Here is a 10,940-nt window from a genome sequence, read left to right as displayed (position 1 = left end):
TTTGTTGGTCGGGACATAGTCCAGGCCATCGTTGTTGAGCACGGCGGGGGTGGCCCGGCGCGCATCGAGTTGCATCACGTTGTTGGCGATGAAGAGGCTGTAGTAGCGGTAGGCGACCAGGTAGATGGCCACGGCTGCGACGACGATCCAGAGGGCGTTGATGGGTTCGCCGCGGCGCAAGGCCACGACACTCAACGCACAGGCCCCCAGAACGGCGACGGCAAACCAGGCGAGGTGTTTAACCAGACGGGTTGTCATTGCGTGTCTCCTGCCGATATCCAGTGGATTGCGGCGATTGTTTTTATAGTGTGCCCCGGCTATTCGGAGCCGGCCCAATATCCCTGCAATGGGTCAATAAATAAATCCGTAGTACTACGTAGACCCCCAATTCCTCCTGTGGGAGCAAGGCTTGTCCGCGATAGAGTCAATACGGTCTTTCATACACCGCGGCGCCTGCATCGCGAGCAAGCTTTGCTCCCACATGTCTTGCGCCACAGGTTTTATGCCTCATCCATGGGTTTGGCATATGATGCCGCCATTCGCCTCCCCGCCGAGTCCGGACAGGAGTACAGATGCTGCTCAAACACAAAATCGTCGCCCTCGGGATTTTGCCGCTGGTCCTGGCCATCGCGGTCATCTGTGCCCTGGTGATCTCGCTCAATCGCCAGTTGGGCGATCAGCAGGCGCAACTGATCGAAGACAGCATCCTGGCGAGCAAGCGTGCCGAGCTGAAGAACTATGTCGAGATGGCGCAGAGCCTGATCGCCCCGCTGTATGACAATGGCCGGGGAGACGAGCGCGCGCAACAGCAGGTCCTGGAAGAACTGCGCAAGCTCAGCTTCGGCATCAACGGTTACTTTTTCGTGTACGACCGCCAGGGCCGCAGCCTCATGCATGCCCGCCAGTCGGAATTGGTGGGGCAGTACCTCTGGGACATGAAGGACCCCCACGGCCTACCGGTCATCCAGGCGCTGATCAAAAGCGCCGAGTCAGGCGAAGGGTTCCAGCGCTACGCCTGGAACAAGCCCTCCTCCGGCCAGGTGACCGACAAGCTGGCCTATGTCGTGATGCTGGACAAATGGGGCTGGATGCTCGGCACCGGGATTTACCTGGAGGACGTTGAGCGCGCCACCCAGCAAGCCCGTGACGAAGTCGCCCATGGCATCCATACCACCATGCAAGCCATCGCCGCTATCGCGTTGGTGGCGGTCCTGCTGGTGTTCGCTGGCGGCATGACCCTCAACGTCAGCGAACATCGCCTGGCCGACAAAAAGCTGCAGCGCCTGAACCAGCGCATCGTCAGTTTGCAGGAAGAAGAACGCTCGCGAGTGTCTCGCGAACTGCACGACGGCATCAGCCAACTGCTGGTGTCGATAAAGTTCCAGTTCGAACTGGCCAGCCACGTGTTGGAGAATGGCCAGGAAAACGGCCTGGGCATCCTCAAGAATGCAACCGACCGGCTGGGCGAAGCCATCGGCGAGATCCGTAGTATCTCCCACGACTTGCGCTCGTCCTTGCTCGACACCCTGGGCCTGCCCGCCGCCATCGGCCAGCTTGCCAGCGAATTCCAACAGCGCAGCGGGCTGGAAGTCTCCTATCGAAGCAACGAATTCGATTGCCGCCTGGAGAATGGTGCCCCTGTCTCGCTGTTCCGCATTGCCCAGGAAGCCCTGACCAATATCGAGCGCCATGCCGGGGCCAAAAGCGTCGGCATCACCCTGTTCGGCTCCAGCCAGTCCTTGCGCCTGACGGTGGTCGATGATGGGATGGGCTTCAACGTCCCGCAAGTGGAACGCGGCCATGCCGGCATCGGCCTGCGTAATATCCGCGAACGGGTCGAGCATTTCGGTGGACGCCTGGAAGTGACCTCGGTACCGGGACGAAGCGAACTGGACATCCTGCTGCCCATGAACCTCTCGGTCACGCAAAGCTGATGCGCGCCCACTCCAACAAGAGCACTTGCCGATGAACCTGCCTCCCGTGATTCGCGTCGCGCTGGTCGATGATCACTCCCTGGTCCGCGACGGCATCAGGGCCTTGCTGTCGGTGATGCCGCAACTGGATGTGGTCGGCGAAGCCGAGAACGGCGCGCAAGCAATCGAAATGGTCGGTCGCTGCCAACCGGACTTGCTGCTGATGGACATCGGTCTCAAGGACAAGAACGGGCTCGAGCTGACCCGGCTGCTGGGCAAGCAATACCCCAGCCTCAAGATCCTCATCCTCAGCATGTACGACAATCATGAGTACGTGAGCGAGTCCGTACGTTCCGGTGCCAGCGGCTATGTGCTCAAGAACGCGCCGTCGCGGGAAATCATCGCGGCCATCGAAGCCATCATCAGCGGCGGCACTTTCTACAGTGCCGAGATCGCCCAGCGACTCGCCACTGACCCGCACACCGACAACGAACTGACGCCACGGGAAAGCCAGGTGCTGTACAAAATGGTCCAGGGCCTGAACAACAAGGAAATGGCCCGTGAACTGGACATCAGCGTACGCACCGTCGAAACCCATCGCCTGAGCATCCGCCGCAAGCTGAATATCGACAAGCCGGCGGCCCTGGTGAAATACGCGATCGACCACGGGATCATTTCGCGCTAGGCCCTTGCTACACTCCCCGGTCTTGTCCCCTTCCCTTGCGAGACGTCCAATCACTATGAAAACCATAACAAGCTCGATGACGCTCTGCGGCCTGTTGGCGCTCTGCGGCAGCGCCCTGGCCGAGCCGGCCCCCTCGCTGCTGGATCAGGTCCTGCAACGCGGCGAACTGAAGGTGTGTACCACCGGCGACTACAAGCCCTATACCTTTAAAACCCAAACCGGCGAATACGAAGGCATCGACATCGACATGGCGCGCTCGCTGGCTGCCAGCCTGGGCGTCAAGGTGCAATGGGTGCAGACCACCTGGAAAACCCTGATGCCGGATATGGTTGCCGGTCAATGCGACATCGGCATGGGTGGGATTTCGGTGACGCTGGAACGCCAGAAGAAAGCCTATTTCAGTGACACCCTGGACGTGGATGGCAAGATCCCGCTGGTGCGTTGCGAAGACCAGGAGCGTTACCAGACCATCGAGCAGATGAACCAGCCTTCGGTACGTCTTGTCGAGCCGGCCGGCGGCACCAACGAAGCCTTCGTCCGGGCGTTCCTGCCCAACGGCCAGCTCAGCTTCCACGACAACGTGACCATCTTCCAGCAACTGCTGGACAAGAAAGCCGATGTAATGATTACCGACGCGTCTGAAGCGCTCTACCAGCAAAAACTCAAGCCTGGCCTGTGCGCGGTCAACCCGACCCGCTACCTGCAATATGGCGAGAAGGCCTACCTGCTGCCTCGCGATGACAACACCTGGAAGATGTACGTCGATCAGTGGCTGCACCTGAGCAAGGCCAATGGCAGCTACCAGAAAGTGATTGGGCAGTGGCTGGCGGTGCCGGCCGCCCAATAACCGTTCGCTGACGAAACAAAAAAACTGTGGGAGCGAGCTTGCTCGCGATGGCGTCAGGTCAGCCACGTTGATCTTGGCTGACATACCGCTATCGCGAGCAAGCTCGCTCCCACACAGCGTCGGGCCTGTTCAGGACTGACCTATCCGCCTCACTGCGCGGCCCGCACCTTGGCGATCTCCTCGTACATCGTCTTCACCAGGTCGCCATCCAGGGATTTGGCGAACTTGTCGATCACCGGCTTCACACGCTCGCGGAAGCGATCTTTCTCCTCTGGGGTGATTTCATTCACGGTCATCGCACCGGCCAAAGTCGCCTTGGCCTTGTCCATGCCCGCCGCCGTGACTTCACGCTGGAATATTTGCGCCTCGGCCGCGGCCGCGCGAATCATTGTCTTTTCATCGTCGTTGAGGCGGTTCCAGGTTTTCTGGCTGATGATCAACGACTGCGGGTTGAAGATATGGCCCGTGACGGAAAGATACTTCTGCACCTCGTAGAACTTGTTGCCCTCGATCACCGTGAAGGGGTTTTCCTGGCCGTCGATGGTGTGCTGCTCAAGGCCGGTGTAGACCTCGGGGAACGCCATCGGCACGGGGTTGGCGCCCAGGGCGGAGAAGGTTTCCAGGTAGATCGGCGACTGGATGACGCGAATTTTCAGGCCCTGCATGTCTTCAAGCTTGGTCACCGGGTGCTTGCTGTTGGTCAGGTTACGGAAACCCAGGTCCCAATAACCCAACCCTACCAGCCCCTTGCTGTCCAGTTGCGCGGCCAGTTTCTGCCCGACCGGCCCATCGATGACCGCATGGGCTTCCTCGACGTTGTTGAACAGGAACGGGAAATCGAGCATGGCATAATCCGGCGCCTGGGCGGCCAGGATGCCGGAGTTGAGCACGGTGATGTCCAGCGTGCCGCCCTGCAACGCCGACACCGTTTGCACGTCGCCGCCCAGGGTACCGCCGGGGAACAGGCGGACCTTGATCTTGCCACCGCTCTTTTCGCTGAGCAGGTCGGCGAACTTCTGCGCGCCCTGCCCTTGTGGATGCTCCTTGACGTTCTGGAACGCAAATCGCAGGGTGCGCTCGCGAATTTCATCTGCGTGACTGACCACGCTACCCAGCAGCAGTCCCGTTGCGCACGCCCCGGCCAACAGGGTTTTCATCAGTTGTCCCATGTCACTCTCCGATCATTATTGTTTTTAAGTCGAGCTACTACGGCTTGCACCGGCATTAACCGGTGAAGAATTTCAGGGGTCCCAGGACCAGTTGCGGGAACAGGACCAACAGGAACAGCACCGCCAGTTGCGCTAGCAGGAACGGCCACACGCCACGAACGATTTCTTCGATATTGAGCTTGGAAACCCCGCTCACCACGTTGAGCACAGTGCCCACGGGCGGGGTAATCAGGCCGATGGCGGTGTTGATCAGGAACAACACGCCGAAGTAAACCGGGTCGATGCCCGCCTGGGTAATCGCCGGCATCAACACCGGTGTGAGGATGAGGATGCTTGGCGTCATGTCCATGACCGTACCGACCAGGATGATCATCAGCATGATCACCACCAGCAGCAGGGTCGGGGTGTCCATGAACGGCTCGAGCACCGCCGCCAATTGGCCCGGCAGGTCGGCAATGGTCACCAGCCAGGAAGACACCATGGCGGCGGCGACCAGCAGCATCACCACCGAGGTGGTCTTGGCCGAGGACAGGATCACCTCGTACAACTGGCTGACTTTCATTTCCCGGTAGATCACCAGGGAGACGAATAGCGAATAGACCGCCGCCACTACTGCCGCTTCTGTCGGGGTGAAAATGCCGAATTTGAGGCCGAAAATAATGATGATCGGCAAGCCCATGGCCCAGCTGCCCTCGACCAGTGCCCGCAGGACCTCGGTACGGGATTGCTTGGGTGGCGTCTTGACATTCTCGCTGCGGGAGACGAACCACCAGGCAACGGCAAGCGCCATTCCGAGCATGATCCCCGGCACGATACCGGCCAGGAACAACTTGGAAATCGACACACCGGACGCCACGCCAAAGACAATGAAGCCAATGCTCGGGGGAATGACCGGCGCGATAATGCCACCGGCGGCAATCAAACCCGCCGAGCGCGCCCGGTTGTGCCCGGCCAGCACCATCATCGGCACCAGCAACGCCGCCAGCGCCGCCGCATCGGCCACGGCCGAACCGGAGAGCGACGCCAGCAGGCAGGACGCGATGATCGCCACATAACCGAGGCCACCACGCTTGTGCCCCACCAGCGCCATGGCGATGTTGACGATGCGTTTGGACAGGCCACCGACGTTCATGATTTCGCCAGCCAGCATGAAGAACGGCACGGCCATCAGCGGGAAGCTGTCCGCGCCGTTGAGCAGGTTCTGGGCAATGATTTGCGCGTCAAACAGATCCAGGTAGAACATCAACGCCACGCTGACCACCAGCAAGGCAAACGCAATGGGCATGCCCAGTGCCATGCTGCCAATCAAGGACCCGAGGAAAATAACCAGTGTCATGGGCGGGTACTCTTGATGGGGTCAGGGGTGGCGGGGTTATGTGTGATTACCTCGGCGTCGTTGGCCTTGACCATCACCAGCTCGTTATCCCCGAGCTTGCCAAACAGCGCCAGGTAGAGCTCGTAGAACAGGATCGCTGCGGCACTTGCGCCAAACACCAGGCCAGCACCATAGAACAGCGCCATGGACAATCCTGAGGCAGGGGCGACGACATTCAGATTGATCGCGGCCTGTTGCCAACTGCCACTGAAGATCAGCCAGCAGATGTACAGCATCAGCAGATGGCTGATGACCAGGCAGATACGCTTGCCGGCCGGCGGCAAGCGCCTGACCAGGCTGTCCATGCCCAGGTGAGCACGGTCCTTGAGCGCCACCAGGGCACCGAGAAAAATCATCCAGACGAAGAACCAGCGCGACAACTCCTCCGACACACTGATGCCAGAGTTGAAGGCATAGCGCAGCACCACATTGCCGAACACCAGCACGATCATCGCGACCATGCACAACACAATCAGCAGCTTCAACAGCTTGAAATACAGATCGACGACTTTTGTCATTTTGAAGAACTCCGAGGCTTGTCGAGCGCCGACATCCCGCTGGCGCGAAAAGACCGCAAACAGCGTGGCCGCTATCGGATCGAACCTGAGAGGCTGGAAGATGCTCCAGGGCTGGAACAACGGATCAAGGGGAAATGGGGTGCTCGCAAACGCAAAGGCATGAGTATTCCTCTATTTTTATTATGGTCTTGGTCACGTTGGACAAGACTGATTGCCGATAAAATGTACCACCCGGTTAGTTTGGTCAATAAGCCAGGCAGGTGTGCAACACAAAGCGTGCGATTATCGGTCGGACCGGGCGTACGATTTATTGCCACCTGGATTGGGATGGGGCGGTTCCAGGCAACCTTTCTTATTTATAAGTAACGACTCTGCCGAGTGGGCCCTGGCGACAGAAACATCCCTCCGACTTATTAATATAAAAACTCGAATTAAATTGAACTTTCGCTAAAACACAAACTTCACACACAACTAACCAACCTTCTAAGCGAGTAACCTCCCGACGATTTACAGGCGCCATTTCGATGACACACCGCCTATTCAACAAGCAACTATTCGGCGTCAAAAAAACCACAGCACCGTTCACCTTAACACCTGGCGCGCATATACCAGCCATCTAACAACACAAAAAATCCTTTAAAATCAATAATTAATTTACCTGCCAGCAACAACAACAAAACTCTCAAACCCCACTTCCAAACACCCCTCTAAAAAATTATTAATAGAACTTCGCACATTAAACCTTTGCACTCATGATCTTTAATGCTATTAATCTGCCGCCCCGATTTTCAAGATGCTACCGCGTCACTTCCTGTGTACGTCAAACCGCTGTCTGACAACGGGCTACTACTTAAAACTTAAATCGCTTACTTACTCGAACGCCTCATCGCGTCCGAGTGGGCTGTTGTGCGGCGCAGCAAATTGCGCAAGGAAGGGCGTCATGGCAACTAATCATCCACGAATCAAGGTTCTCTCGATCTTCGGTACCCGTCCGGAAGCCATCAAGATGGCGCCCCTGGTCAAGGCCCTCGCCGCCGAACCGGGCATTGAGTCGCTGATCTGCGTCACCGGCCAGCATCAGAGCATGCTCAAGCAGGTCCTGGATCTGTTCGATCTCAAGGCCGATTTCACCCTCGACGTGATGACGCCGCACCAGACACTCAACTCCCTGACTGCCGCGTTGTACGCAGCCATCGACCCGGTGCTGGAACAGACCCGGCCGGATCGGGTGCTGGTCCACGGCGATACCACTTCGGCCATGGTCGCGTCGATGGCCGCCTTCCATCGACGCATCCCCGTCGGCCATGTGGAAGCCGGCCTGCGCACCGGTGACATCTACAGTCCTTGGCCGGAAGAAATGAACCGCCGGTGCATCGACCTCAGCGCCGACCTGCTGTTTGCCCCCACCGGACAATCGCGCGACAAGCTGCTGGGCGAACGCCTGCAAGGCCGTTGCCTGGTGACCGGCAACACCGTGATCGACGCACTGCAACTGACGGCCCGGCGCATCAATGACGATGCCCGGTTGCGTGGCGAACTGGACCAACAGTTCCCGTTCCTGCAAACCGGACGCAAGTTGCTGCTGGTGACCGGTCACCGCCGGGAGAACTTCGGCGAGGGTTTCCTGGACATCTGCAAGGCCTTGCGTCACCTGGCCCAGCGGCCGGATATCCAGATCGTCTACCCGGTGCATCTCAATCCCAACGTCCTGGGCCCGGTGACCGAACAATTGGGCGAGTTGCTCAATGTGCATTTGATCAAACCGCAGGACTACCTGGCGTTCGTGCGCCTGATGCAACACGCCCATGTCATCCTCACCGACTCCGGTGGCGTGCAGGAAGAAGCGCCGTCCCTGGGCAAACCGGTGCTGGTGATGCGCGATGTCACTGAACGCCCTGAAGCGGTGGCGGCGGGCACGGTGCGCCTGGTTGGCACCTCGCCGGCATCGATCATCGCCGGCGTGGATGCGCTGTTCGACGATGACGCGTTATGGCGCCGCGCCTCGCAGGCGGCCAACCCCTATGGCGACGGCAAGGCCAGCCAACGCATCGTCGATACCCTGATGGGGCGTCCGGCCGACGACTTCGTCGTAGCCCCGCTGCCTGCACGGCAGCAACCGGCCGCTCCGTCCCTGTCCGAGCCACGCGAGTTGCTCGCCGATTTCAACTGACCACTGCTATTTCTCTTATCAGATCGAGACTTGCCTGAATGAAGCCTTCCGTTGCCCTCCCTACGGGTGCGCTCAGCGCCCTTGCCTGTGGCTTGAGCCTGCTCGCGCTCATGCCGACCTTTGCCCTGGCCGCGGACAGCCCGCTGACCCAGGCCATTCATCGACTCAACGCCGATACCCGCCAGACGCGTGAGGTGCGCTTGAGCGACCTGGGCATCACGGCGCCGATCCTCTTGAGCGCCAGCGACGCCCGCCGCGAGCTCTACCTGCCGGTGCCCGCCGGTGTTGCCCTCGAGAACGCGACGCTGCAACTGGACGCCAGCTACCTCAATGGCGAAGGCGGTCGCAACACCCTTCTGCTGTCACTCGACGGCTACCCGGTGCGCGCCGAAGGGCTCAGCGAGGCACAAGGCGATGCCAGCGCCACACTCGGCGTCGACAAGGCCGCGCGTGACAACGGCCTGGTGCGCCTGGGCATTGCCTGGTCCTCGGTGGTGTCTCGGCCGTTGTGCGAAGACGATCGGGTCATCGGCAATGTGCTGCGTATCCAACCCGAGACGCGCCTGAACTACAGCTACGACGCCAGCCAGTTGCGCGACGTCGGTGCGGCCTGGGCGGCCCTGCCCGGCGAGCCCGGCATTCTCGTCGCCCCCGGCTCGTTGTCCGCCGCCAGCTACGACTCGGCCTGGCGCCTGGGCGTGGCGCTGGAGCGCATCGGTAAACACAGCCGCATCCTGCCCTTCCCTGTCGTGCAGGACGGCGTGGACTTGAGCGGCCTGCGCATCCCTGCCGAGTTATTGAGCATTCCGGCCTTCGCCAGCCTCAACGGCAAAGGCCCGCACACCTTGGCCAACCCGGCCGAGATCGGCGCACTGCTGGTGTTGGGCCAGACCCCGAACGTACAGGCTGATCTGGCGATCAACGACCCGGAACTGCTCAAGGCCATCAACCAATCCCTGGATGCCTTGCAAAGCCAGGTCCAGGGCCTCGACACAACGGCAGCCAGCGCACTGACCCAATGGCGCGAACAGCACGTCAACGCAGCGCTGGCGAGCGCCGGCACCGACAGCGTACGCCTGGCGCTGCTGGGCACTCGCCCGGTCCTGATGATCGCCCCGCAATCCACCGGCAAAGCCTTGTCGCTGCTCGGTACAGCCTGGAGCAAACTGGCGAAAAGTCGCCAAATGACCGTGAGCGAAGCGCAAACACCGTTGAGCGACGATGGCCGTGTGGCCCTGTCGCGACTGGGTGGCGCCCCCGGCAACTTCGACGTGGCCTCGCGATTCGACTGGAGCACTTCGTTCCCCCTGGGCAGCGTGGCGTACGACGGTCGCCTGCCCGTCATCGCCGTGGTGGACGTTTCCGCGGCCCCAGGGGCGTCCCCTACAGCACCGGTGGCCTCGCTGTTTTTCAATGATTTCCTGATCGGCGCGCAGCAACTGACCGCCAACGGTGAGCCGCAGCGCATCCAGGCCCACATCCCGCGCTACGCCCTGGGCTCGAAAAACACCTTGCGCGTATCGTTCCAGCGCCAGCCGGTCAGCGACCGCTGCCTGGAAACGCCGCAAGCCTTCCCGGTGTCGGTCCTGCCGACCAGCCATATCGTCCTGGAAAAAACCTCGCTGGACGACGACTTCTCCGGCATGGCCGCACGCTTCGCCGTGGACACCCAGATCCTGGTGCCCCAGGCCTACCTCGATCAACCGGCCAGCAGCCTGGCGCGGGTCATTTCGGTGGCCGACACCAGCGGTGTATCGCCGCTGCACGCGCAGCTCAAGGTCAGCGCTGATCCAAAAGCCGTCATCAGCCCGGACAAAGCCTTCCTGGCCTTCGAGTTGCCGCTCAAGGACAGCCAGGAATCGGTCCAGGTCGATGAGCAAGGTCGCCTGCGCATCAACCACAAGGACCAGGTGCTGCTGGACGTACAACCCCTCAACCAATTGGCCTCGCTGCAAGTGGTGCAGAGCGCAGGCCAACATGGCCTGGTCTACCGGGCCCTGGGCAACCAGCCGCCAAGCCTGGCCAAGCCGATTGTGCTGACCCGTGGTGACGTGGCGATTCTGGGCAACAACGGCGCCGTGGCGATCTTCGATGCCCAAGACCCAAGCGGTAGCCTGCTGGTCGGCCGCGAAGAACCCAAGGGCCTGGACGCCTGGCGTAAACCTTCGCTGCTCTGGCTGATTCCGGGTGCCATTGTCCTGTTCCTCCTCTTGTTGCTGGCAGGCCGTAGCGCCCGTCGCAATCGCCAGTAACGGTACCCTTC

Annotated in this window: 10 protein-coding genes; 6 read left to right on the top strand and 4 right to left on the bottom strand. The window is 60.5% G+C overall.

Going from position 1 to position 10,940, the window contains the following annotated elements:
• Positions 1-258 (bottom strand): carbon starvation CstA family protein (locus Q7F16_RS24625; RefSeq protein ID WP_363807586.1); only part of this gene is annotated, 258 nt, incomplete at its 3' end.
• A 314-nt stretch (positions 259-572) separates the two neighbouring features.
• On the opposite strand from Q7F16_RS24625, the gene Q7F16_RS24620 reads away from it, so the two are divergent.
• The 3 genes from Q7F16_RS24620 to Q7F16_RS24610 are packed head-to-tail and all read left to right on the top strand — an operon-like array spanning position 573 to position 3,445.
• Positions 573-1,934, top strand: a complete 1,362-nt coding sequence (locus Q7F16_RS24620) for a cache domain-containing protein (RefSeq protein WP_014338049.1) — start codon at positions 573-575, stop codon at positions 1,932-1,934.
• A 31-nt stretch (positions 1,935-1,965) separates the two neighbouring features.
• Positions 1,966-2,598, top strand: coding sequence for a response regulator (locus Q7F16_RS24615; RefSeq protein WP_046065454.1), 633 nt, complete (start codon positions 1,966-1,968; stop codon positions 2,596-2,598).
• Between the two features lie 55 nt (positions 2,599-2,653).
• A complete protein-coding gene (locus Q7F16_RS24610; RefSeq protein ID WP_014338044.1) occupies positions 2,654-3,445 on the top strand; it encodes a transporter substrate-binding domain-containing protein in 792 nt (263 codons plus the stop codon).
• 149 nt (positions 3,446-3,594) lie between these two features.
• On the opposite strand, the gene Q7F16_RS24605 is transcribed toward Q7F16_RS24610, so the two are convergent.
• The 3 genes from Q7F16_RS24605 to Q7F16_RS24595 are packed head-to-tail and all read right to left on the bottom strand — an operon-like array spanning position 3,595 to position 6,507.
• Positions 3,595-4,614: a TRAP transporter substrate-binding protein gene (locus Q7F16_RS24605; RefSeq protein WP_014338043.1), complete on the bottom strand. Its 1,020-nt coding sequence runs from the start codon at positions 4,612-4,614 to the stop codon at positions 3,595-3,597.
• 55 nt (positions 4,615-4,669) lie between these two features.
• Positions 4,670-5,950 (bottom strand): TRAP transporter large permease subunit, encoded by a 1,281-nt coding sequence (locus tag Q7F16_RS24600; protein WP_409556654.1) that lies wholly within the window; start codon positions 5,948-5,950, stop codon positions 4,670-4,672.
• Entirely contained in the window at positions 5,947-6,507 is a 561-nt protein-coding gene (locus tag Q7F16_RS24595) for a TRAP transporter small permease (RefSeq protein WP_014338041.1), read from the bottom strand. The genes Q7F16_RS24600 and Q7F16_RS24595 overlap by 4 nt, the downstream gene beginning before the upstream one ends.
• Before the next feature lie 18 nt (positions 6,508-6,525).
• On the opposite strand from Q7F16_RS24595, the gene Q7F16_RS24590 reads away from it, so the two are divergent.
• The 3 genes from Q7F16_RS24590 to Q7F16_RS24580 all read left to right on the top strand — a co-directional run bounded on the left by Q7F16_RS24590 (position 6,526) and on the right by Q7F16_RS24580 (position 10,929).
• A complete protein-coding gene (locus Q7F16_RS24590; RefSeq protein WP_409556653.1) occupies positions 6,526-6,873 on the top strand; it encodes a hypothetical protein in 348 nt (115 codons plus the stop codon).
• 574 nt (positions 6,874-7,447) lie between these two features.
• On the top strand, positions 7,448-8,677 hold the full coding sequence (gene wecB, locus Q7F16_RS24585; RefSeq protein WP_409556652.1) for a non-hydrolyzing UDP-N-acetylglucosamine 2-epimerase: 1,230 nt from the start codon (positions 7,448-7,450) through the stop codon (positions 8,675-8,677).
• 38 nt (positions 8,678-8,715) lie between these two features.
• Complete coding sequence (locus Q7F16_RS24580) at positions 8,716-10,929, top strand: hypothetical protein (protein WP_409556651.1); 2,214 nt, start codon at positions 8,716-8,718, stop codon at positions 10,927-10,929.
• The last annotated feature ends 11 nt before the right edge of the window (positions 10,930-10,940 follow it).

It is taken from the genome of Pseudomonas sp. Lb2C2, from assembly GCF_052112205.1.
In the GTDB taxonomy this organism is placed as follows: Bacteria; Pseudomonadota; Gammaproteobacteria; order Pseudomonadales; family Pseudomonadaceae; genus Aquipseudomonas; species Aquipseudomonas kilonensis.
This window is presented reverse-complemented; position numbering and strand designations above follow the sequence as displayed.

What these genes read in the sequence shown, in the direction of transcription:
- Q7F16_RS24605 (WP_014338043.1), bottom strand. Translation starts at nt 4,614, where the DNA reads ATGGGACAACTGATGAAAACCCTGTTGGCCGGGGCGTGCGCAACGGGA.
- Q7F16_RS24610 (WP_014338044.1), top strand. Translation starts at nt 2,654, where the DNA reads ATGAAAACCATAACAAGCTCGATGACGCTCTGCGGCCTGTTGGCGCTC.
- wecB (WP_409556652.1), top strand. Translation starts at nt 7,448, where the DNA reads ATGGCAACTAATCATCCACGAATCAAGGTTCTCTCGATCTTCGGTACC.
- Q7F16_RS24595 (WP_014338041.1), bottom strand. Translation starts at nt 6,507, where the DNA reads ATGACAAAAGTCGTCGATCTGTATTTCAAGCTGTTGAAGCTGCTGATT.
- Q7F16_RS24580 (WP_409556651.1), top strand. Translation starts at nt 8,716, where the DNA reads ATGAAGCCTTCCGTTGCCCTCCCTACGGGTGCGCTCAGCGCCCTTGCC.
- Q7F16_RS24620 (WP_014338049.1), top strand. Translation starts at nt 573, where the DNA reads ATGCTGCTCAAACACAAAATCGTCGCCCTCGGGATTTTGCCGCTGGTC.
- Q7F16_RS24615 (WP_046065454.1), top strand. Translation starts at nt 1,966, where the DNA reads ATGAACCTGCCTCCCGTGATTCGCGTCGCGCTGGTCGATGATCACTCC.
- Q7F16_RS24600 (WP_409556654.1), bottom strand. Translation starts at nt 5,950, where the DNA reads ATGACACTGGTTATTTTCCTCGGGTCCTTGATTGGCAGCATGGCACTG.